Consider the following 23,163-nt stretch of genomic DNA (forward strand, 5'->3'; position numbering starts at 1 on the left):
TTACCTGTCCCGTTTTCAGAATAAACCTGACAAGTGGAAATTGCTTTATTATTTCTGCTGTTCGGAATGGTGCTGTGAAACGGGTAAATTCCACCAGCAAATCTCGAATTATCCAATCTACCAAGCTGTAAATACTACTTTTTAGAGGTAATAATGAATGTAAAAAAACTATTGGGCATCGTTCTTTCAGGATGTCTATTTTTATCGATAAATGCCCAGGCTGCCGGGGAACACATGACACCACACTACGTAAATGTTGCAGATGTAACAACACTGGAAAAAATAGATACCAAGGTTGGTACTGGAGAAGAAGCCGATATTGGCAAAACCGCCAATGTGCACTATACAGGCTGGTTGTATGATCCCACTGCGGAAGACCATAAAGGCATAAAATTTGACAGTTCTCACGATCGTGGCACTCCCTTTTCATTCCTGCTTGGTGCTGGACGGGTTATCAAAGGATGGGATCAGGGAGTACTGGGTATGAAAGTTGGTGGAAAACGTACCTTGATTATCCCCTCCGCCATGGCATACGGTACCCATGGCGCCGGAGGTGTTATCCCTCCCGATTCAGCACTGATATTTGATGTGGAATTGATCGGCCTGGAGTAACCAGGGGCTGGGCCCGGCGGGAAAACAGACAAATACCACCTGTCGGGTTATTTATCGCCAGCTTCCTTTGTTTACCTCCCTCCAGGGAGGGATTCCTTTATGCACTTCATCAACTTATGGTAACAAGCTAACCGGCGTGAATTAAGAATACCTTCCTGCGCCGCTTGCAATAATCTGCAACCCGGCTCTGAAACATGCCGGCAATTCCGGAATTTGCACTGTTTCAGAAAAGGACGAAATTCGACAAACCCCCATGCCAGTGATTCTTCATCCAGTTGTTGCAGACCGAATTCCTGAAAACCAGGGGAATCAATGATGCTACTGTTCGTATCAAGATGAAAAAGACGAACATGGGTAGTCGTGTGTCGTCCGCTATCCAGTGCATCGGAAATTTCTGCGGTTGCCTGCTGCGCCACTGGAATAAGTGCGTTAAGCAGCGTGGATTTGCCCACACCAGATTGCCCCGCCAATAGACTGATCTGTCCGCCCAGGAACGGAACAAGTAGCTGAGCGTTGGCTTCCGCACTGATCTCCAGTACGGGATACCCCAGCTCCCGGTAAAACACCAAGCTTTGTGCAACAACCTGCCTTTGCACATCCTTGCCAATTAGGTCGATCTTGTTCAATATAATGAGCGACTTGATTCCCTGGTTTTCGGCAACAATCAGACAACGATCAAGCAATTCAAAATTACAAGTTGGAACAACCGCCAGCACAAAAATCAACTGCGTGACATTGGCCGCGATCAGTTTTTCACGAAAGAGCTCGCTACGATAAAAGAGGCTTGAACGAGACAGGATAGTTTCGATAATACCCTGGCCGTCCGTTGTCGGAAGCATTTCAACCCAATCACCACATACCACTCCTTTTTTCTTACCACGTACAACACAGGAATAAATAGTATGTGCAGTTTCGACTTCAAAATGACGGCCATAGGCCGCTACTACCCTGCCGAGCAATGGCGATCCGGCTTTATTTACGCCAATATCTCTGGCTCTCAAGATATGAGCAACATATCGACTTTCGCCGCACAGATAAAGTCATTTTCCGATAATCCGCCAATGGCGTGCGTCGTATACTCTACACGGCACTGGTTATAACCAACCATCATATCCGGATGATGATCTTCCTGATGTGATACCCAGGCAACCGCATTGACAAAAGCCATCGTCTGGTAATAATTCTTGAAAGAAAAAGTCCTGCTGATTCTGTTATCTGCCAGTTGCCAGCCCTGCTCCAACTGCTTCAACAAATTTTCAGCTTCTTCTTTCCTCAATGGAGGAACTCCTCCCTCGCACGGCTTACATTTCCGGTCAGCCAAGTCACAGATATTAGTCATGCTGCAGCTCCTGTTGTGATTATTTTCTTGAGATGCGCAACCCGAATTGCTGCTGGCGGGTGCGAATCATAAAAAGCAGAATGTAGCGGATCAGGTGTCAGCGTCGCAGCGTTATCCTGATACATCTTGACCAGCGCCTGGATCATATCTGCCGCCGATGATTGCTGAGCTGCATATTCATCTGCCTCAAATTCATGTTTGCGTGAATAGATACTGGATAATGGTTGCAGCAAAAAGGTAAATACCGGCATCACCAGAAAGAACAGCAATAGTGCTATGGCGGTTGATGGCACATCAGCCACCTGAACACCCAGTCCATTATAGAACCACGGTTGCTGCATTAGATAACCCAACACCCATAGAAACAACAGACTGACTACAAACGACAGCGCAATCCGCTTGATGACATGATGCCGTTTGAAATGGCCCAGCTCATGTGCCAGCACCGCTTCGATTTCCGCAGCTTCCAAACGGTTCAGCAACGTATCAAAGAACACAATCCGCTTCGTTTTACCAAACCCGGTAAAATAGGCATTGCCATGACTGCTGCGACGAGAGCCATCCATAACGAACAACCCACTGGATTCAAAACCACACTTCCGCAACAGATTTTCAATACGAGCCTTGAGTAAATCATTTTCCAACGGTGAAAACTTGTTGAACAGCGGGGCAATCCAGTTAGGATAAACCGCCAGTAGAAACAGGTTAAAACCTATCCAGGTCAACCAAGTATATAACCACCAGTTATCTCCTGTTTTTTCCATCAACCACAGGACACTCAACAACAATGGCGCACCCAACAATGCCACCACCACGGTCTGCTTGACAAGATCAGTAAAAAACATGGCTCGTGTCATCTTGTTGAATCCGTATTGCTGTTCAATGACGAATGTACGGTAATAATTAAAAGGGATTGCAACTATACTCAGCAGAGCTAATACACTAAAAATGAGTACCATCCCATGCCATAGCGGATCACTGAACCAGGAATACCAGAAGTCCGACAGCAATTCCAATCCACCACCCAGTGTCAACACTAGCAACAAACCTGTGTTGAGCAGTATGCCTGGATAACTCAGGCGTACTTTTGCACAGGTATAATCAGCTGCTTTCTGGTGAGCAGATAATTCAATTTGTGAAGCGAAAGCAGCTGGAACCTGGTCGCGGTTTGCTGTTATATGGCGTATGTGCCGGGTAGCCAGCCACAACTGCACCAACGTAGTCAATGTCAGCGCAAGAATAAAAACAATGGTGAAAATATGCATAAAACCACCTGGAAATTAAGTATCTGAACAGGACATGCTAGGATTTTACTCTTTATGCACCCCAAAACAGGGAAGCAGACCGATCACGACGAGTATACTTGGATGTGACACAATCCTATCTTGAAAATTCACGTAACAAACATTCAGAATTATGGCACAAGACAGTAACAACCTTATCTGGATAGACATGGAAATGACCGGTCTGAATCCGAATACTGACTGCATTATCGAAATCGCCCTGGTCGTCACAGATGCGCAACTCAACACAGTAGCTGAAGCACCGGTACTGGTCGTTTCACAACCAGACAGTGTCCTTAACGGGATGGATAAATGGAACCAGTCCACACACGGCAAATCTGGCTTGATCGATAAGGTCAAGGCTTCAACATTGAGTGAAACCGAAGCAGAAGCTCGCATGCTGGCATTCTTGGCGCCATACGTCCCGGCCGATATCTCGCCTATGTGCGGAAATTCAATCTGCCAGGATCGACGTTTCCTAGCCAGATGCATGCCGCAACTGGAAGCTTATTTTCATTACCGCAATCTGGATGTCAGTACACTTAAGGAATTGGCCAAACGCTGGAAACCTGAAGTTGCCCAGGGATTCAACAAGCAAGGTAAACATGAAGCACTGGCTGATATTTACGACTCAATAGAAGAACTCAAACACTATCGTCAGCACCTGTTTAATATCTGAATGTCCGTGATTCATCTCTACTACAGGAGCTCAATGAATGACTCAACGCACTGCATTTACACTTACCATCAGCCCCAAAATACCGGCACGCTTGGATCGGTTGGAGGAACTAGCAAATAATCTCTGGTACAGCTGGGATCGAGCCACACGCGCTCTGTTTTCGAGGCTTGATCCACAGCTATGGGGAATTGTAGGGCACAGCCCCAAAGCGTTTCTCAGACGGGTGAATGAATCCGCACTACTCCAGGCGGCAGAAGATCTGACATTCCTCGGCCATTACAATAGTGTTCTGTCTGCTTACGATTCCTATCATTCGGAGCCTTCTCGCCACCAGACCATTAAGGGGCTGAATGTGCGTGATCAGGTTGCGTATTTCTGTTTTGAGTTTGGTTTTCATGAAAGCCTGCCGGTTTATTCTGGTGGTCTTGGCATTCTTGCTGGCGATCACTGCAAAGCTGCCAGCGATCTGTGTCTCCCTTTTGTTGCAGTTGGACTGCTTTATCGGCAGGGCTACTTCTTCCAGACTATTGATGGCCACGGTAATCAGCAGCCTGTTTACTGCGACTCGGATTTCGAGGATCTGCCGGTAAAACCCGTACTACATGATGATGGCTCGGAAGTTAGAATATCTGTGCAATTCCCCGGACGAATCGTTACCGTCAAAGTATGGCGAGCACAAATCGGACATGTCAGTTTGTATCTGCTCGATACCGATCTTTCGGATAATTCCGAACATGATCGTCTGATCACACACCAGCTTTACGGTGGAAACAACACCATGCGCATCGAGCAGGAAATCATTCTCGGCGTGGGCGGAGTAGCCGCACTCAGGGAAATGGATATCAAACCCACAATCTGGCACAGTAATGAAGGCCATGCCGCCTTCATGATGTTGGCACGCGCTCTTGAGCTGGTACGACAAGGGCTGGATTTTGCCAGCGCAACAGAGGCGGTAGCAGTCAATACGATCTTTACCACCCATACGGCCGTTCCGGCGGGTCACGATCATTTCCCGGAAGACATGATGCACCATTATTTTCAGGATATTTATCACGAACTGAAAATTTCCCGGGAAGAATTCATGGCGCTTGGTCACACTTCAAATAATCATGACTTCAACATGACCGCGCTGGCCATTCGCATGTCGCGCATGCATAACGGCGTCAGCAGAATCCACCGAGATGTCTCCGCCAATATTTGTCGGGATTTGTGGCCACAGATCGAGCCAGAAGAAAATCCAATTGACTATGTTACCAATGGCGTCCATGTACCGACATTTCTGGCACAGGAATGGGTGGATCTATTTGACCGCCGCCTGGGTCCGCAATGGCGCAACAAACAACAGGACCCCGAATTCTGGTCAGGCATTCATAACATTCCGGACCATATATTCTGGAGTGTACGGCAGAGTCTGAAATCACAAATGTTTTACGGTATCCGCGCGCGCCTGACCGAGCAGAATTTACGTAATCATGGCTCTGAAGCCCATCTTGATCGCCTGCTCAGATTTGCTGATCCGATCAACCCGAATATATTGACACTGGGCTTTGCGCGCCGTTTCGCTACCTACAAGCGCGCCAAACTACTGTTTCGAGATCTTGACTGGCTGCGTAAACTACTGCTTGACCCCGAACGCCCGGTATTACTGATTTTTGCCGGTAAGGCCCATCCAGCCGATCTGCCTGGCCAGGAATTGATTCGACACATCTATCATATCGCAGATATGCCAGAATTCAGAGGGCATATCCTGCTGGTGGAAGGGTATGATTTGCGCCTCGCCCGGCGACTGGTATCAGGCGTTGATGTCTGGCTCAACAACCCTATCTATCCACTGGAAGCCAGTGGTACATCAGGCATGAAAGCAGGAATCAATGGCACACTCAATCTGAGTATACTGGATGGCTGGTGGGGAGAAGGCTATGACGGCAAAAACGGGTGGGGAATCAAACCTGTTTCGGAGAATCTGGAAGCTTCATTACGCGATGCCGAAGAAGGTCGGGCTTTCTACGAAATCCTGCAAGATCAGGTCATTCCACTCTATTACGATCACGGCAAGTTTGGTTACTCGGTCGAATGGGTAAACATGGCCAAACATTCAATGACCTCTCTGTTACCACAATACGGAACCAGGCGAATGGTTGGAGAATATATCCAGAAGTTTTACACACTCGCCAGTCGGCAAGGGGCGGGCTACAGTCAGGATAATTTTGCAATCGCCAAAGATATTGCCGCCTGGAAAGCGCGAATAAATGCAGCATGGAACGGCGTAAGTGTGCGACGACTCGACATACCCAGCAAGCAGCTCGAATTTGGTAACGCCTTGCATTTTAAACTCGCTGTGAAGTTAAACGGCCTGCAACCAGAAGATGTCGTCGTGGAGTTGCTGCTCTCGCGGCAATACAACAAAGTCAGGCTCAATCAGTTCCAGAATTTTCGGCTGGAATGCACCGGCATCATCGAGCCGAACGAGCATCAGTTCGAACTGAACCATATACCGGAATTGTGCGGCAGACAGCAATATTATCTACGTGTCTACCCCTATCACCCGCTGCTGACTCACCCACTGGAAATGGGCAAGATGGTATGGCTGTGATAGCCAGTCCATTATTATTCTTGTTATGACAATACCAACGGAAAATTGTCAATCAGCCGAATTTGATCCAGCCACGCCGCGCCCAATATGACCAAACCAGAATCGCACGCTGTTGCCGGTAACAGCGTGCGATTCTGTCGTACCGAAATATAGTCAACTTTCCAGCCGTGCATATTCAGCCTTTCGATGGCAGACCATTCTAACTGTGGGAAATTTCGTTCACCCGAAGCAATACTTTCTCCAATTTTCTTCAGATTACAAGCCAGCTCGCTCGCTTTCTGCCGCTGGATGTTATCAAGGTAATTATTACGTGAACTGAGCGCCAGACCGTCTTCTGCCCGTATCGTCTGGCCAGCAATAATTTCTACGGGCAGATTCAGTTGAGCAACCATCCTGCAGATAATCTGCAGTTGCTGGTAGTCTTTTTCACCGAATATCGCAACCTGTGGCTGCACGATATTGAACAGCTTCAATACAACCGTTGTCACCCCACGGAAAAATCCAGGGCGACAAGCACCTTCCAGCGTATCTGCCACAGGTGGAAGCAGTAACTGAAATTCCTGTGGGATAGGAAAAAGTGTTTTTTCACCTGGAATAAATACGATATCCACACCATATTCTTCCAGCAAGCGACAATCGTTCTCCTGGGTACGTGGATAGCGGTCATAATCTTCATGCGGAGCAAATTGCAAACGATTGACGAAGATACTGACGACGGTACAAGCAGCATGCTGCTGAGCGATCCGCACCAGAGATAAATGGCCCGCATGCAGATTACCCATAGTTGGCACCAGGGCTATTGAAGCTTCATCTTGAAGCCGCACACGCAACGATGCGATATCAGTGATTATTTCCACGTGAATAATTCGTATCGTACCTGTCAGAACATATGTTCATGCGCAGGAAATTCTCCGGTTTTGACTGCTTTCACATAATTCCTGACTGCCACCTGAATACTATCTGCGCCTGCCATGAAATTTTTGACAAAACGCGGCAAAGTACCACTACTGATGCCTAACATATCGTGCAACACCAAGACCTGTCCCGAACATACTGCACCAGCACCAATGCCGATAGTCGGGATGGATAGTGACCGGGTAATTTCCTCTCCCAGTGCAGCCGGGATCAACTCCATCACGAGCATGGCCGCCCCTGCCTTTTGCAATAGCAGTGCATCCTCCAGCAATTGTCTGGCACCATCAGGTGTTTTCCCTTGAATTTTGTAGCCGCCTAACTGGTGGACAGACTGAGGTATTAACCCGATATGGGCACATACCGGAATGCCACGACAGGTCAAAAATTCTATGGTTTCTGCCATATGCCTTCCCCCTTCAACCTTAACCATCTGCGCACCGGCAGCCATTAACCGAACTGCATTCCTGAATGCTTCCTGTGGAGACACCTGGAACGTGCCAAACGGCATGTCAGCCAGGATAAATACGCTGTGAGTACCGCGCTCTACACAGCAAACGTGGTAGATCATTTCATCCAGTGTAACCGGCAAAGTACTGGCCTGACCTTGTATCACGTTTCCAAGCGAATCCCCCACCAGCAGAATATCAACTCCTGCGTTTTCCAGTACCGCAGCAAACGTTGCGTCATAACAGGTCAGGGCCGCTATTTTCCCCTTCTCCCGGTAAATATTCTGCAGTGTCAAAACCGTTATACGTTTTGTAACCGGCCGATCCATCTGTTAACTGGCTCCAACATTAAAATATTCACGTGCACTGCGCATCTGGTCAATGCGCGTCAGTAACAGATCAAAATCGGCAATACTGTTCGCCAGATCAATATGTTCGCTATTCACGATCATGACCGGCGCTCGATCGTACTCATGAAAAAATTGCATATAGCGCTCTGCCAGGCGTCGCAGATAATCCTCCGATATGTTCTGTTCCAGCGTATTGCCACGTTGCCGGATGCGTTTAATGAGGACTTCGGGTGAAACCTGCAGATAAATCACCAGATCAGGCGCCGGTGCATCGAGGGGCATCTGTTCGCAGATCTGCCGGTATAACCCGTGCTCGGGTTCACTCAACGCAACGGCTGCAAACAACTGACCTTTTTCAAATAAAAAATCACTCACGACAGATTGTGAGAAACCATTTTCCTGCCTCATCAATTGCAGTTGATGCCTGCGCTGGAGCAAAAAAAACAACTGGGTTGACAAGGCATATCTGGGCGTATCTTCATAGAATTTCTCTAGAAACGGATTAGCCTCCGGCTGCTCCAGCATAAGTGAACAGTTCAAACGGGTTGCCATATTACGGGCAAGGCTGGTCTTACCCGCACCGACAGGTCCTTCAACAACAATATAGCGGCAGCGCTCAAGATTCATGATGATGCAATATACTCCAATGGTTGTTTCATACACGCAGCCAGACAAGCGGCAGCTGGGCCTCTTCCCGGAATCACGCAATCTGCTGCGATTTCCAGCAAGGGTTGCAGTACAAAAGCGCGCTCATGCATACGTGGATGTGGCAACACCAGTTTTGTATCACTGTGTTGCAGGTTTCCAAATAACAGAATATCCAGATCAAGGATGCGTGGGGCGTTGGGAAAAGTACGCACACGACCGCAAGCACGCTCGATTTCCAGTAGAGTATCGAGCAGGTGATGCGGTGTCAGATTTGTTTCCATCTGTACTACCGCATTGATGAAATCGGGCTGATCGGTATTGCCAATCGGAGCAGTGCGGTAAAACGAAGAACGTTTTACCAGACGTGAATGTTCCAGCTCGGCTAACAGCAGTATTCCACGCCTGACCTGAGACAAAGGATTTTCCAGGTTGCTGCCTAATGCAATAAAAATACGGCTGATAGATTCAGGATGAAAATCAGATGTCATGAAATATCCTGATTAATGGGAGAGTCTACTTTTACACTTTCCGATTGACTGCTACGGCGACGTTTTCTGCGACGTTTTGTCGGGGCTTCCTGCAGCAACATTGCTTCCCGGGCAGCATTATCGGTATTTTTGAATGTTTGCCACCATTGCCCCAGCTCTTCGTCGATTTCTCCGCTTTTACACCGCAACAGCATAAAATCATAGGCGGCAGGGAAATGTGGATGCTCCAGCAGGCGAAATGGCTTACGACCTGCGCGCGCCAGAAACCTTGGCTGCAAGGACCAGATATCATAAATAACGCCATCATGCCTGCGCGGAATGGCCAATCGGCGGCGCTGAGCCGCCAGAACATCGCCCATCGCTCTATGTAATAATGCGGGAATATTTTTTTCACCCGCCTTCAGATGAATATTCCATACCGCCAACACTTCATGCCACAACAATGCTGCAAATAAGAATCCGGGAGAAACCGGTTTACCCTGCCGCACCCGCTCATCCGTATTTTTTAGTGCCAGAGAAATAAATCGTTCACCCAGAGGCTGCTCCAGAATTACATCCAGCATCGGCAGTAACCCATGATGCAACCCTCGCGTTCGCAGATCAATCACAGCTGTCAGTGCATGACCAGAAAACAATAGCTTCAACATCTCGTCAAACAGGCGTGCCGCTGGAACATTCAGTAACAATGGCGCAAGATCACCAATAGGTGCAGCTGTCCTGTCATCGATCTGAATGCCCAGCTTGGCAGCAAGACGCACTGCCCGCAACATCCGTACCGGATCTTCCCGGTAACGCTGCTCTGGATCTCCGATGATGCTCAACCGCTTTGCCATGACATCTTCGAAACCGCTTAGATAGTCAATGATCTCTTCTGTAGCAGGATTATAGAACAAGGCATTGATAGTGAAATCACGACGTCTTACATCCTCTTCCTGGCTGCCAAAAAAGTTATCGTGCAACAACCGTCCGGTGGCATCGATATAGGCACACTCTTTGTCAGACTGAATCAGATCATCAGCCGCCTTACCGCGAAAAGTGGATACTTCCACTGTTTCTCCCTTGCTCATGACGTGCACCAGCCGGAAACGCCGACCAATAATGCGTGAATGACGGAAGATTGCGCGCACTTCTTCAGGCGTGGCATCAGTGACAATATCATAATCCTTGGGCTTCAGCCCTAACAGCAGATCACGGACGGCACCACCCACAATATAGGCAGAATAACCTGCCTGCTGTAAAGTCAGTGCAACTTTCAGCGAACCGGCACTAATGCTGCTGCGCGAAATTCCATGCCGCTCATATGCAATGGCTCGGAATGCCGGAGCAGCTGTAACAGAAACTGTAGAGCCGAAGGAAAAAATATGATGCAGAAATTTACGGATCATGCCTGGATGCAATACCTGTGAACGACAAATTATACACCTGGTAACAAATTAGACTTTGATGAAACACTGGCCCACAAAAGAAAATGGCAATCGGGCATTGGTTATTCCGTATCCGAGTATGCGACAAGATCGTATTAAAGCGGCCAAGGGATCTTAGTCCCGACGGTATCCCAGCAATCCCCACGCCATCCGGATGAAGTAATAGCATATCCAGTTCAGCGAACGTTTAATTCGTGACCGGCCTCTCCAGGAATGCTGTAACACCGGACAAGAGACTTCCAATGTCCGTTGCAGACTGCCCCGTAATCCCGCTGCAAATATCCGATCTAAGATAATGAGATTGGCTTCACGTGCCAGCAATAAACTGAACGGATCAATATTGGAAGAACCAACAGTAGACCAGGAGCCGTCAATAACTGCCACTTTGGCATGCAGATACCCTTGTCGGTACTCGTAGATACGGATACCGGCATCCAGCAGGTGGCCATACAGGGCATGCATGGCGTAATATTGCAAGCGATATTCCGATTTCCCCTGTAGCAGAAGGATAACCGAGACACCACGCTGTGCGGCCTTGATCAGCGCCTGCCGAAAATTCTTCCCGGGAAGAAAATAGGCATTGGCAATAATGATTTCCTTGCGAGCAACCGCTATTGCCCTGAGATAGCAATGCTCAATACTATGCCGGTTACGCAGATTATCCCGGATAACCAACGATGCACGCTGATGACCTGCCGGCAGATTATTGCTGACAACAGACAAATAATTTGTCCAGCGCTTTTTGAAATAAACCCATGCAACCAACATCCACAGATGCCTTGCTGTAGCATGAATTTTTTCCAGTAGCGGACCGATAATTTGAACAGCATAATCGAATCGTGGAAATAACGCATCAGATTCGTAGCAATCATCGACAATATTAATTCCTCCCACAAATGCCAAACTGGCATCCATAACCGCCAGTTTGCGATGCATACGACGCAAGCGGGAGCGTTTGAGCCGGAATGAAAAAAACTCCGGCCGATATATCAGTACTCGCACACCTGCTGCAAGCATCTCCCGAATTACTTTCCCGGGCAGGCCGAGCGAGCCAAACCCATCAATCAACAGATGGACAGCTACCCCGCGTTGTGCTGCCCGTTTAAGCGCTTCAGCAATTCGGATACCGGTTGTATCGTACTGAAAAATATAAGTTTCGAGATAAATTTCCTGCCTGGTCGAATCAATGGCCGATTCCAGCACCGGGAAATATTCCGTGCCGGAATGCAGTAGTGTTATACAGTTTCCTTCGACAAAATCAGGCAAACTCATTTACGCATAATCTGGGCCGACAACGCAGCATGGTCTGAAATTCTGGACCAGGGGCGATTATGAAAAATCCGGGCATTTTTTACCTGAAAACCACGGATATAAATTCTATCCAGACGCAGCAACGGCAAAACAGATGGAAAACTGCGCGCCGCCTTACCCTGCGTATACTGAAAAACCTCAACCAGATTCAAGCGACTGGCCAAAGCCTGATTTGCCACACCACGCCAGTCATTAAAATCTCCCGCGAGTACGAGCGGTGCATCAGGCGGTACCAGTTGCCGGATGCGGCGCTCTATGGCCTCCAGCTGCCGATACCTTCCACGCTTAAACAGCCCCAGATGCACACAGATGCAGTGCAACGCGTCTTTCCATCCGGGAATGGCCAGCTCGCAATGTAACAATCCGCGACTTTCAAATCGGTGTGCCGAAATATCTTCATTCTCCCAGCTTGATATGGGAAAGCGGCTGAGAATGGCATTGCCGTGATGGCCATGGTTATAAACCGCATTCTTTCCATAGGCAAAATCCGACCACACTGCATCCGCCAAAAATTCATACTGAGCATCTTTCGGCCAATCCTGAAAGCGGCTGGCATGCAGCGTATGCTCCCCGATCACCTCTTGCAAAAAAATGATATCGACATTCAGGCTACGCAAATAGTCACGCAATTCATGCAATACCACACGCTGATTAAAAAACGACAGCCCCTTGTGAATGTTATAAGTTGCGATATGTAATGTCCGATTAGATTCACGCATTGCTTCGTTTCCTGGCAGAGAAGCAATCCTGTCAGTATCCGCAGACAAAACCGGCAATTTCACCATCGATACTATTTCGAGACCTCAAGCATCTTTTCGAGCGTCAGCCTGGCCAGACTGGCCTGTGGTTCCGGCACGCTAATCTGATTAACCACACGACCCTCAGCCAGATTTTCAAGTGACCAGGCCAAGTGCTGTGGATCGATCCGCGCCATAGTCGAACACATACATACCATCGGCGACATGAACTGAATAATTTTGCCTTCGGACTTGAACTCCTCAGCAATGCGACCAACCAGATTCAATTCCGTCCCGACCAGCCAGCGAGTACCGGCTTTCGCTGCCCGGATGGTATTGATGATGTACTCGGTCGATCCAACAAAATCAGATGCCTTACACACCTCAAAGCTGCATTCCGGATGTGAAATAACCAACCCATCCGGATATTGGTTGCGAAAGCGAAGGATATGCTGCGGCTGAAACATTTGGTGAACGGAACAATGCCCTTTCCATAAAAGGATTTTGGCTTTTTCAATCTGTTCTGGTGTCAATCCGCCCATGGGTTCATCAAAATCCCACACTGGCATTTCATCCGACGATAGCCCCATCTTGTATCCGCTCCAACGACCTAGGTGCTGATCAGGGAAAAACAGTACTTTTTCACGTCGGTCAAATGCCCATTGCAGAATCTTTACAGCGTTACTGGAAGTACAAACGATACCACCATGTTGTCCACAAAAGGCCTTTAGATCAGCACTGGAATTGATATAAGTTACTGGTGTCACCCCCTCATCCGGGTCGAGCACTTCTGTCAGTTCACGCCAAGCACGTTCTACCTTGGTGAGATTAGCCATATCTGCCATAGAGCAACCTGCGGAAAGATCAGGCAGGATGACGGTTTGTTCAGGGCTGGAAAGAATATCCGCTACCTCTGCCATGAAGTGCACCCCGCAAAACACCAGAAAATCAGCATCTGTCTGCGCGGCGAGATAAGAAAGCTTAAGTGAGTCTCCGGTCAGATCGGCATGCCGGTAAACATCTGCACGCTGATAGTGATGTGCCAATATAATGGCGCGCTTTCCCAGCTTCTGTTTAGCTGCAACGATCCGTTGCGTACATACTTCATCTTGCAGTAATTCGTAATTCTCAAAATCGATTGCGTTTGCTTGCATAATCAATCCAGCTTTATTTATCGTGAAATATGACCATAATCACATTAAGATACTTATTCAAGCAAAAAGTGCAAATTAAAAAGCTGTTCTGCAGATTCTGCAATACCCGCCGAAAACAAAGATACTTGGCTCTGAATGCGACAACTATTGTGAAAAAGGGACTCTGCTATAATTCCTAAAAACAGCGCATTAACAGTGTGTTGTCTGTTTTTAACTATACTGTTTGATCGGGAATGACCGGAGAAACAATCCATATTCATCATAAAGTCTATGCGTAATATGTCTTAACATGACACGTTCATTATTTTCAAGACCGTCCATATGGTTGGTTATTTTGCTTCTGCTTACTCTCTGGCTGGACAGCGTCCTGCAGCGCCCGCGCCTGCAGCAGGGCAACGATTTGCAGCAAGAGATAGACTACATCATTGAAAATCTTAACGGGATACAGGTCAACCATGAATTTGAACGAAATCGTTTTTTCTCAGCTGACAAACTGATCCACTACTCAACAGAAGACATAACGCAGCTGGAGCACGTACGCTTTACCAGCATAGAACCGGATAAACCACTGCTCAGAGTGACTTCTGATTGGGCTGAGCTGACTAAAGATGGAGATGATATTTTCCTAACCGAAAACGTTTCTATTATCAGGGGAGAAGATCTGGACAAAGACAAGGTAACCATGCTGACTGATTTTTTACACCTTATTCCGGATACTGATATCGCCAAAACCGATCGACCAGTTACCGTGATCAGAATGAACAGTGTTCTCAACGCCGTAGGGTTGTTCATGAACAATCGGACCGGTGAGATTTTGATGCAGTCCCGGGTCAAAGCACATGACGAACGTACACCACGCTCATCCCGCTAGAGGATGCCGCACCAACACGGATTCTGATTCTTCTGGTTTTCTTATTTTACTTTTTGTATCTATCGGTTTATGCAATCTCAATGTTTGTTCCTAAGCTTGTCTCTCATGTTTTTCTCAGCCACTGCCCTGGCTGAACGCGCAGATCGCGATAAGCCAATTCATCTGGAAGCCGATCGCGCAACTGTCGAAGATTACAAGCAAAAAGGGGAGTTTCGTACCAGCATATTTACCGGGAATGTCATATTGACCCAGGGAACGCTTATTCTTCGTGCAGATAAAGTCGTGATGAAGGAGGACAGCACGGGTTACCGGCACGCTACAGCTTATGGCAATCTGGTCAGCTATCGTCAAAAGCGTGATGGCGTTGATGAGTACGTTGAAGCATGGAGCCGACGCGCAGAATATGACAACAAAACCGACAAAATAGAATTGTTTGGAAGCGCGCGACTGAAACGCGGCACCGATGAAGTAGAAGGGGATTATATCTCCTACGATATAGCAAGCGACTTTTTTCAGGTATTTGGCCAGCCTCAAGCGGAAAATGATAAAAATTCTGATCACAGGGTACGTGCCGTGATTCAGCCAAAAGCGAAACAACCTGACGCAGAAACAGAAAAATAAAACTATCAAAAAATATATTTACCACTGTATATCGCCACTCCGGGTCATCTTATGAGTGAATTAAGAGCTGAAAATCTGAAAAAAAAATATCAGTCACGCACCGTCGTGATGGATGTATCTTTCTCTGTTCGCAGCGGCGAGGTTGTTGGTCTGCTTGGCCCTAATGGTGCAGGCAAAACCACCTGTTTCTACATGGTGGTTGGACTGGTTCCATTGAACGGAGGGGAAATATTTCTGGATGAACACAATCTGAGCCAGCTGCCGATTCATCAGCGCGCCCGGTTGGGGTTAAGCTATCTTCCCCAGGAGGCATCAGTTTTCCGTCGGCTTTCGGTCGAAGAAAACATTCTTGCAGTACTAGAATTACAACACTTTCAGAAAGATGAAATGCAGCGGCATCTGGACGGATTGCTACATGACCTGCATATCGGTCATCTGCGTGAGAGCCTAGGCATGAGCCTATCGGGTGGTGAACGCAGGCGTGTAGAAATTGCACGAGCACTGGCATCCCAGCCGCGCTTCATCCTGCTGGACGAACCCTTCGCTGGAGTAGATCCAATTGCCGTTATGGATATCCAGAGAGTCATCGGTTTTCTCAAATCACGCGGAATCGGTGTACTTATCACAGATCATAATGTGCGAGAAACACTGGGGATTTGTGACCGTGCCTATATCATCAGCGAAGGAACCGTGCTTGCCAGTGGAGTCCCTGCTGAAATCATCAATGACGGACGTGTCCGGGAAGTTTATCTGGGGGAGCATTTCAGGCTCTGAAAAATATGAAGCCGACTCTGCAACTCAAGCTTTCTACCGGCCTTACACTGACACCGCAACTGAAACAATCAATTCAGCTGCTTCAACTATCTGCACTTGAACTCAACCAGGAAATCTCACGTATTGTCCAAGAAAACCCTTTGCTTGAGCTGGATGAAGATATCGATCAAGAAAAACTTGAAACTGAAGGACAAGATTCTTCGTTAGTATCATCAGATTTATCTGCTACAGCAGAAGCTAATGAATCCCATGATATTAGAGAAAACACTGAAATATCGAACGACTGGCTAGATGACTCATTGTATTCAGATCAGGGGGCTTTTTTAGACACACGTAGACAAGATGATGAGGAGTATGATCAGGACTATTCTCGCCTGGTTAGCAAACCCGCCAGCTTGCGTGAACACCTGCTCATGCAAATCAGCTTGAGGCAACGTTGCGAACGAAAAAAGAAAATTACCGCGCTGCTGGTGGATAGTCTGGACGATAATGGTTATTTTACTCAGGATCTGGAAGAGCTTGCCAAGTTACTTCCGGTTGAACTGGAAATCGACATCACGGACCTGAAGTCAGCCCTTGCTTATATTCAGCAACTGGATCCGCCCGGCGTGGGAGCACGCAATCTGCGGGAGTGTCTGTCTATACAGCTTTCAGCATTGCCGGATGCAACGCCACTACGAACGGAAGCACTCAAACTGGTCAATGAGCACCTGGAAAGTGTCGCTGCCAAAAATTTCCCATTGCTCAGGAAAGTTCTTGGCTGTGATGAAACCTGTTTACAGTCAGTTTACCAGTTGATCACTCAACTCAATCCCAAGCCTGGCGATGATTTCAACGCAACAACAGCACGTTATGTCATTCCTGATGTGATTGTGACCAAATCGGCTAGAGGCTGGGTGGCACAGCTTAATTCCGATTCAGTTCCGCGTGTGCGCGTTAACCATTTATATGCCGACATTCTGAAGCAGAATCGTAATGAAGCAATCCGACCACTGATGGAGCAACTGAAAGAGGCCCGCTGGCTGATCAGAAATATCGACCAGCGCATGGTTACCATACTCCGGGCCAGTCAGGCGATTATTGATTGCCAGCAAGCATTCCTGGAGCATGGCGAAACAGCTGTGCGCCCCCTTGTTATGCGTGAAATTGCCGAAGTTCTTGGATTACATGAGTCAACCATTTCTCGTATCACAACCCAGAAGTATATGCGGACACCGCACGGTATCTTTGAGCTCAAATATTTCTTTGGAAGCCATATTCCCGCTGAAACGGGTGAAGCACATTCAGCCATAGCTATTCGTGGACTTATTAAGCAATTGATCCAGAATGAGGATCGAAAAAAGCCACTTAATGATAGTCAAGTTTCACAAATACTCGCGCAGCAGGGTATTGTTGTTGCTCGCCGTACTGTTGCAAAATATCGGGAGTTCATGCATATTCCCCCGACTAATTTACGTAAAATACCCTAGGAAAATTCTGAAAAAATCAGCTGATTACCATGAAGCAAATCAAGGTGAAAAAGTACAGTTCACAAATAGCATATGTGTACTCGAAACCTGATTTCAGGTCGGTATAGCCAGACAGATACTTTCAGAGTTTTCCATGATACCCTTGAACACGACTCTCTCACATAAGGAGAAATAATGAATTTGAATCTCACCGGTAATCACGTGGCAATCACACCTGCCATGCGTGACTACGTTACGTCCAAAATCGAGAGGAGCACACGCCACTTTGACAATATCATGGCTATCAATGTGACCCTTTCCGTGGATAAACTCAAACAAAAGGCTGAAGCCACGGTTCACTTACCAGGTAGAGAGATTTTTGTCGAGGCCGATAGCACCGATATGTATGCTTCAATTGATAGTCTGGCAGATAAGCTGGCTCGCCAGATCCTTAAGCATAAGGAAAAAAATATTAGACAGCGCAACGATCAGGGTGGGCTGAAAGATCAGGAATTTGAACAGCCCGAATAAACCCGTCCACTTCTCCTCATATATTTGTAAAGAACTGCAGCAGCAATGCCAGAAAAATCTCGAAAAATGGGACCGTACCTAATCAACAGCCAACTATAGCCATGTTGCCCGCGCAGCGGAAAAGATGACCTACGGAACATCAGCAAGTTGGGCACATATATAGTGAGTGATATAAAAAAACAGTCCCGTTTTCAATAAGAAGAAAACACCGCCTAATTTCCTAAAGTGGTTTGAATCTCCATGAATCTCATTACTCAATTATTGCCGGAATCCAACATTATTATTGATCTGGATGTGACCAGCAAGAAACGTGTATTTGAGCAAGTTGGTCTGTTATTTGAAAATACCCTGCATATTGCGCGCAGCCAGGTTTTTGACAGCTTGTTCGCACGTGAGAAACTCGGATCAACCGGGCTTGGTCAGGGAGTCGCCATCCCGCATGGCCGGATCAAGGGACTGCGCGAAGCAGCTGCAGCGCTGGTCAGAATGAAGGAAGCTATACCTTTCGACGCTCCAGACGGCCAACCTGTCAGTATTATCTGCATCTTGCTGGTGCCGGAAAAAGCAACAGATCAGCACTTGATGATACTGAGCGAACTAGCACAAATGTTTAGTAATAAAAGCTTCCGCGAAAAACTGCGCCATGGCCGGAGTGCTAAAGAAATTCATCAACTCATCTCCGAGTGGACGCCTGAACATGTCTCAGGTTAGCGTCAAACAACTATTTGAAGAAAACAAGGAAAAATTATGTCTGCAATGGGGTGAACCGCCGCCTGCCATAGACAGGCGGCTTGAGAATCACCTGATCGCCAGCTCAACACAGGAACTGATCGGTCATCTCAACTTTGTTCATCCCAACTGGATACAGGTTCTGAACCAGATATCCGTCAAATATCTTGAACAGCTTGATGATTTTTCTCTTCAAAAAAGGCTAAATCAACTAGCTAGAAGTCAACTTTCCTGTCTGATCGTAGCAGACGGTGCGCCAATCCCGTATTCCATCAGACAGTTCGTGAATGAACACTCTATCCCGCTGATTCGTTCAGAAATTGCCAGCCTTGAGATTATCTGGGGATTGCAAACCTATCTTGTGAGAGTACTGGCGCCCGTTATCAGTCGGCATGGTGTATTACTGGATGTACTTGGAATGGGTGTCATGATCACCGGAGAGAGTGGCGTTGGTAAAAGTGAACTCGCTCTGGAGCTTATCAGCCGCGGACACGGCCTGGTTGCAGATGATGTCGTCGAATTACGCCGTATTGGCCCTGAAACGCTGGAAGGCAGGTGTCCGCCGCTGTTGCGAGATTTTCTTGAAGTACGCGGACTGGGATTGCTGAATATTCGTACCATATTCGGAGAAACTGCAATTCGGCGACACAAAAATATGAAGCTGATCGTGCAGCTTGAAAAAACTGCTGGCAGTAGTATTAATGCTTATGAACGACTGCCACTGAGTAACCTCAACGAAATTATTCTGAATGTCAGTATCCGCAAGGTGACTATTCCAGTTGCCGCCGGCCGTAATCTGGCAGTATTGGTAGAAGCAGCAGTCCGGAATTATATTTTGCAACTCCGGGGAATTGACAGTACCCAGGAATTTGTCCGCCGACATGAATCAGAAATGAATGGGAATACCGCAGAGCACTTCGACGATCCTCATACTGAATGAAGTGTAAAGTAAAAATCTGCCATATAACTACCTTGCTTCTATATGAAAACTCTGGAAAAAGAACAGGCTATGACAAAGCAAATCCAGATAAAATATACGATTCACAAGCAGTAATTGTGTACTTCAAGCCTGATTCCGGCACAACATAACCGAGCAGCCGTTCTTCAAAATCTTCCCGGAAAAATATGAGCGAAAAGAAAACAATTACGATTGCCTTGACTGGCGCATCCGGTATGCCATACGGTATTCGCCTGCTGGAAATACTTCTGCAGCAAGGTCATCGAGTTTATTTGCTTTACTCTCAAGCTGCTCAAATTGTGGCGCAACAAGAAATGGCCCTGACACTATCTCCTCGTCCCAAAGAAACAGAAGCTTTCCTGAATAGCTATTTCAATATTGAGCCAGGCCTGCTCAGAATTTTTGGTCGGGAAGAATGGTTTGCACCAGTTGCTTCCGGCTCCAACCCGGCTGATGCCATGGTGATCTGCCCCTGTACTATGGGTACTCTATCCGCTGTGGCAGCCGGTTTAGGACAAAAACTAATAGAACGTGCGGCAGATGTCATGCTGAAGGAACAGCGCAAACTCATTCTGGTTGCCAGGGAAACACCCTTCTCTGTTATCCATCTAGAAAACATGCTGAAACTCGCTCGCAGCGGCGCAGTGATACTTCCCGCCAATCCCGGCTTTTACCATTTACCCGAGAACATTCAGGATATCGTTGATTTTATCGTTGCACGTATACTCGACCAGCTTGGTGTAACACATACCCTGATGCCCCGCTGGGGGAGTGGTAACTAAGTAAGCTGAAAGATCTTCTCCGAATTCACTACCAGAAACAAAAAACCAGCTAATCTCGGACAAAGCTGTTTCGGGCTGCACAATCGGAAACCATCAGCGGCATAAGGCCAGCATCTGTTCTGCACAAAATAGATTGTTCAGTCACAATATAATCCATCGGAATATCGTGTTGCTGCGGATGAATCGTTGGCAGGCGCAGCATCTCAAATACCACACCAATAGCGAGCGGACGCGGATTCATCGTTGCGAGTGTGCGATCAAAATAACCGCTGCCATAACCAAGACGATAACCTTGTTCATCAAAACCAAGCAGTGGAATGATAATACTGTCAACAGTGATTTCCCGGGTATTGTCGGGGAACGATATTCCGTAAATATCCTTTTTCATTGGCGCTCCCGGCCACCATTCGATGAACCTGAGTGGCTCTCCTTTACCGATTACCTCTGGCAAGGCAAGAGTGGCGCCACGCGCTCTCAAATCTGTCATGGCTGGCACTGGGTCATATTCACCCTGATGCGGCCAATAAAAACCAATCCGCTGATTTTCAAGGATAGGAAAGCCTTGTGTCAGTGCGGCGGTAATTGCATCACTCCAGAGAACGCGCTGTGCTGCTGGGATCTGCTGGCGTAATTCGCGCAGATGAGTACGCTGCTGCTGTTTCCAGGGCTGGGAAGTTACGTTACTCATGACAAGATTGGAGTAAGGGTTGGGTCATTAACAACAATTTTCTGACAGGAGCGGGGATCGCCCGTTGCAAAGCTTCCTCAATTGTCATCCAAAGAAAGTCATTTTCCTCGCTATTTTCTTCATATTCTGGCAGATACATTATTGATTGCAGGAGTTGCGGCTGAATAATCAATTTAAAATGCGTAAACGTATGTTGCAAATGAGGAAGCTCAGCAAATTTTAACACCTGTAGATGTAAATTCTTTTTACAGTAATCAACACTGTCCTCATCAATGGAAGTTTCCGGGAAACACCACAATCCACCCCAAATACCGGAAGCCGGCCGCTTCTTTAGCAAAATACGGCCTTGATTCAGGAGGATTAAATGTACAATTTCTTTGATAGGAGGCGTTTTCCTGGGCTTGGGAACAGGCAAAACAGCCGTCAGATCATTCTGATATGCATAGCAATCAGCCTGCAACGGACAATGTTCGCAACGTGGTTGGGTACGCACACAGACCAGCGCTCCAAGATCCATTAGTGCCTGGGTATAGGATGCTATAGTTTTATGATCTTCTTCAACAGGCAACAGATCTTCCGCCAATTGCCACAGTTGTTCTTCAATCATTCTTTCACCTGGGTGCCCGTTAACACCGAAGTAACGGATCAAAATACGCTTGACGTTTCCGTCAAGAATTGTGCAACGCTTACCAAATGCAAAAGCAGCAATGGCCGCTGCGGTAGAACGGCCTATCCCTGGTAATCGTTGAAGTGTAGCGATATCCTGCGGAAACGCGCCACCATACTGCTCCATTATCATACGTGCTGTCCGGTGCAAATTGCGTCCGCGTGAGTAATAACCCAAACCGCTCCATAGCGTGAGCACTTCTTCAACCGGCGCGCTGGCAAGTGGTGCAATATTTGGAAAAACAGTCATAAAACGCTCGTAATATGGAATAACCGTACTGACCTGTGTTTGTTGCAGCATTATCTCGGATATCCATATAGCATAAGGATCACTGATTCCCTGCCATGGCAGGGAATGTCGCCCGTATACAAGCTGCCAGAGGATCAACCTACCAGCGAAAAAATCTGATTCAACAGCTGAAGTCCGAGGCCGTCTGGTTGCCTGTTGAATCATAAATTTAACGGTACATCATAATTATATTTTCTGGTTATCATTTTTCTCCATGTATTTTCCCAACAGAAGAGCCTGCAGGATAATGAAGACAAACATAAGCCCCATGAAGCCAAACAATTTGAAATTTACCCAGGTATCGGTCGAATAGTTGTAGGCAACATAAAGATTAAGAGCCCCCATCGCACCAAAAAAAACTGACCAGCTGATATTGAGCCTCGCCCATACCGGTTCGGGCAACTTGATCTGATCCTTCATCATAGCTCGGATCAGATTTTTTCCAAAAAAACTGTGTGCCAAAAAGAGAATGACAGCAAACAACCAATAAAGCACGGTAGGTTTCCATTTAATAAAAGTCTCATCCTGCAGGATGAGCGTTGCACCACCAAAAACGATAATGATTGCAAGACTCACCCATAACATATTGTCAACCTTACGATGGCGCAACCACACCCAGCCGATTTGAGCAAAAGTAGCGACGATGGCAACCGCTGTCGCGCTGTAGATACCATAAATTTTGTAGGTGGCGAAAAACAGGATTATCGGAAAAAGATCAAAAAGAAATTTCATTCAAAATACCCCTAACGTTGCCAATATAATCATAGTTATGCTGTTCGTTATATCAGTGACACGCTTACCTTAACGCAACATCATCAGAAATAGAT

25 protein-coding genes are annotated in these 23,163 nt (G+C 47.2%); 11 read left to right on the forward strand and 14 right to left on the reverse strand.

Annotated features, from left to right (window positions below; translation table 11 throughout):
• Nucleotides 1-153: 153 nt before the first annotated feature.
• Nucleotides 154-612 carry an FKBP-type peptidyl-prolyl cis-trans isomerase gene (locus ACZ5EJ_RS10685; RefSeq protein WP_011635279.1) on the forward strand — a complete coding sequence of 153 codons (459 nt, stop codon included), beginning with the start codon at nt 154-156 and terminating at the stop codon, nt 610-612.
• A gap of 71 nt (nt 613-683) precedes the next feature.
• On the opposite strand, the gene rsgA is transcribed toward ACZ5EJ_RS10685, so the two are convergent.
• From rsgA to ACZ5EJ_RS10700, 3 genes are read right to left on the reverse strand one after another with little or no spacing between them, the layout of a single operon-like run.
• Nucleotides 684-1,613, reverse strand: a complete 930-nt coding sequence (rsgA, locus tag ACZ5EJ_RS10690) for a ribosome small subunit-dependent GTPase A (RefSeq protein ID WP_011635280.1) — start codon at nt 1,611-1,613, stop codon at nt 684-686.
• Nucleotides 1,610-1,951, reverse strand: coding sequence for a 4a-hydroxytetrahydrobiopterin dehydratase (locus tag ACZ5EJ_RS10695; protein ID WP_011635281.1), 342 nt, complete (start codon nt 1,949-1,951; stop codon nt 1,610-1,612). Before ACZ5EJ_RS10695 ends, rsgA begins: the two co-directional genes overlap by 4 nt.
• Nucleotides 1,948-3,216, reverse strand: a complete 1,269-nt coding sequence (locus ACZ5EJ_RS10700; RefSeq protein ID WP_074456178.1) for a M48 family metallopeptidase — start codon at nt 3,214-3,216, stop codon at nt 1,948-1,950. The genes ACZ5EJ_RS10695 and ACZ5EJ_RS10700 overlap by 4 nt, the downstream gene beginning before the upstream one ends.
• Nucleotides 3,217-3,367: 151 nt before the next feature.
• Here ACZ5EJ_RS10700 and orn point away from each other — a divergent pair, with 151 nt between their 5' ends.
• Both orn and glgP read left to right on the forward strand, forming a co-directional pair.
• On the forward strand, nt 3,368-3,913 hold the full coding sequence (orn, locus tag ACZ5EJ_RS10705) for an oligoribonuclease (RefSeq protein ID WP_074456177.1): 546 nt from the start codon (nt 3,368-3,370) through the stop codon (nt 3,911-3,913).
• 37 nt (nt 3,914-3,950) lie between these two features.
• Nucleotides 3,951-6,506 carry an alpha-glucan family phosphorylase gene (gene glgP, locus ACZ5EJ_RS10710; RefSeq protein WP_074456176.1) on the forward strand — a complete coding sequence of 852 codons (2,556 nt, stop codon included), beginning with the start codon at nt 3,951-3,953 and terminating at the stop codon, nt 6,504-6,506.
• A gap of 23 nt (nt 6,507-6,529) precedes the next feature.
• Here glgP and panC read toward each other — a convergent pair whose 3' ends face one another.
• The 8 genes from panC to nadA form a co-directional block, all read right to left on the reverse strand.
• Nucleotides 6,530-7,363: a pantoate--beta-alanine ligase gene (panC, locus tag ACZ5EJ_RS10715; RefSeq protein ID WP_011635285.1), complete on the reverse strand. Its 834-nt coding sequence runs from the start codon at nt 7,361-7,363 to the stop codon at nt 6,530-6,532.
• A 23-nt stretch (nt 7,364-7,386) separates the two neighbouring features.
• The gene (panB, locus tag ACZ5EJ_RS10720; protein ID WP_011635286.1) at nt 7,387-8,196 is read right to left on the reverse strand and encodes a 3-methyl-2-oxobutanoate hydroxymethyltransferase; all 810 of its coding nucleotides are present in this window, start codon (nt 8,194-8,196) and stop codon (nt 7,387-7,389) included.
• A 3-nt stretch (nt 8,197-8,199) separates the two neighbouring features.
• Nucleotides 8,200-8,844 (reverse strand): deoxynucleoside kinase, encoded by a 645-nt coding sequence (locus ACZ5EJ_RS10725; protein ID WP_011635287.1) that lies wholly within the window; start codon nt 8,842-8,844, stop codon nt 8,200-8,202.
• Entirely contained in the window at nt 8,841-9,353 is a 513-nt protein-coding gene (gene folK / locus ACZ5EJ_RS10730; RefSeq protein WP_011635288.1) for a 2-amino-4-hydroxy-6-hydroxymethyldihydropteridine diphosphokinase, read from the reverse strand. The genes ACZ5EJ_RS10725 and folK overlap by 4 nt, the downstream gene beginning before the upstream one ends.
• Entirely contained in the window at nt 9,350-10,738 is a 1,389-nt protein-coding gene (gene pcnB, locus ACZ5EJ_RS10735; protein WP_074456175.1) for a polynucleotide adenylyltransferase PcnB, read from the reverse strand. The genes folK and pcnB overlap by 4 nt, the downstream gene beginning before the upstream one ends.
• A gap of 153 nt (nt 10,739-10,891) precedes the next feature.
• Nucleotides 10,892-12,049, reverse strand: a complete 1,158-nt coding sequence (clsB, locus tag ACZ5EJ_RS10740; RefSeq protein ID WP_464557066.1) for a cardiolipin synthase ClsB — start codon at nt 12,047-12,049, stop codon at nt 10,892-10,894.
• The gene (locus tag ACZ5EJ_RS10745) at nt 12,046-12,807 is read right to left on the reverse strand and encodes an endonuclease/exonuclease/phosphatase family protein (protein ID WP_011635291.1); all 762 of its coding nucleotides are present in this window, start codon (nt 12,805-12,807) and stop codon (nt 12,046-12,048) included. The genes clsB and ACZ5EJ_RS10745 overlap by 4 nt, the downstream gene beginning before the upstream one ends.
• Nucleotides 12,808-12,878: 71 nt before the next feature.
• On the reverse strand, nt 12,879-13,979 hold the full coding sequence (gene nadA, locus ACZ5EJ_RS10750; protein ID WP_011635292.1) for a quinolinate synthase NadA: 1,101 nt from the start codon (nt 13,977-13,979) through the stop codon (nt 12,879-12,881).
• Between the two features lie 289 nt (nt 13,980-14,268).
• On the opposite strand from nadA, the gene lptC reads away from it, so the two are divergent.
• The 8 genes from lptC (at nt 14,269) to ACZ5EJ_RS10790 (ending at nt 20,693) form a co-directional block, all read left to right on the forward strand.
• Entirely contained in the window at nt 14,269-14,850 is a 582-nt protein-coding gene (gene lptC / locus ACZ5EJ_RS10755; protein ID WP_074456173.1) for an LPS export ABC transporter periplasmic protein LptC, read from the forward strand.
• Between the two features lie 105 nt (nt 14,851-14,955).
• Entirely contained in the window at nt 14,956-15,471 is a 516-nt protein-coding gene (gene lptA / locus ACZ5EJ_RS10760) for a lipopolysaccharide transport periplasmic protein LptA (protein WP_240142186.1), read from the forward strand.
• 51 nt (nt 15,472-15,522) lie between these two features.
• Nucleotides 15,523-16,245 (forward strand): LPS export ABC transporter ATP-binding protein, encoded by a 723-nt coding sequence (gene lptB / locus ACZ5EJ_RS10765; protein ID WP_011635295.1) that lies wholly within the window; start codon nt 15,523-15,525, stop codon nt 16,243-16,245.
• Nucleotides 16,246-16,250: 5 nt separating this feature from the next.
• On the forward strand, nt 16,251-17,714 hold the full coding sequence (locus ACZ5EJ_RS10770; protein ID WP_074456172.1) for an RNA polymerase factor sigma-54: 1,464 nt from the start codon (nt 16,251-16,253) through the stop codon (nt 17,712-17,714).
• A gap of 174 nt (nt 17,715-17,888) precedes the next feature.
• Nucleotides 17,889-18,224 (forward strand): ribosome hibernation-promoting factor, HPF/YfiA family, encoded by a 336-nt coding sequence (gene hpf, locus ACZ5EJ_RS10775; RefSeq protein WP_011635297.1) that lies wholly within the window; start codon nt 17,889-17,891, stop codon nt 18,222-18,224.
• Between the two features lie 240 nt (nt 18,225-18,464).
• Complete coding sequence (gene ptsN, locus ACZ5EJ_RS10780) at nt 18,465-18,935, forward strand: PTS IIA-like nitrogen regulatory protein PtsN (protein WP_011635298.1); 471 nt, start codon at nt 18,465-18,467, stop codon at nt 18,933-18,935.
• Nucleotides 18,922-19,893 (forward strand): HPr(Ser) kinase/phosphatase, encoded by a 972-nt coding sequence (hprK, locus tag ACZ5EJ_RS10785; protein WP_011635299.1) that lies wholly within the window; start codon nt 18,922-18,924, stop codon nt 19,891-19,893. Before ptsN ends, hprK begins: the two co-directional genes overlap by 14 nt.
• A gap of 185 nt (nt 19,894-20,078) precedes the next feature.
• On the forward strand, nt 20,079-20,693 hold the full coding sequence (locus ACZ5EJ_RS10790; RefSeq protein WP_011635300.1) for a flavin prenyltransferase UbiX: 615 nt from the start codon (nt 20,079-20,081) through the stop codon (nt 20,691-20,693).
• 49 nt (nt 20,694-20,742) lie between these two features.
• Here ACZ5EJ_RS10790 and ACZ5EJ_RS10795 read toward each other — a convergent pair whose 3' ends face one another.
• The 3 genes from ACZ5EJ_RS10795 to ACZ5EJ_RS10805 are packed head-to-tail and all read right to left on the reverse strand — an operon-like array spanning nt 20,743 to nt 23,068.
• Nucleotides 20,743-21,381 carry a 5-formyltetrahydrofolate cyclo-ligase gene (locus ACZ5EJ_RS10795; protein ID WP_074456171.1) on the reverse strand — a complete coding sequence of 213 codons (639 nt, stop codon included), beginning with the start codon at nt 21,379-21,381 and terminating at the stop codon, nt 20,743-20,745.
• Nucleotides 21,374-22,501, reverse strand: coding sequence for an A/G-specific adenine glycosylase (mutY, locus tag ACZ5EJ_RS10800; protein ID WP_074456170.1), 1,128 nt, complete (start codon nt 22,499-22,501; stop codon nt 21,374-21,376). Before mutY ends, ACZ5EJ_RS10795 begins: the two co-directional genes overlap by 8 nt.
• Nucleotides 22,502-22,522: 21 nt before the next feature.
• A complete protein-coding gene (locus tag ACZ5EJ_RS10805) occupies nt 22,523-23,068 on the reverse strand; it encodes a septation protein A (protein WP_074456169.1) in 546 nt (181 codons plus the stop codon).
• Nucleotides 23,069-23,163: the final 95 nt, after the last annotated feature.

This window comes from Nitrosomonas sp. TNE100, assembly GCF_055387135.1.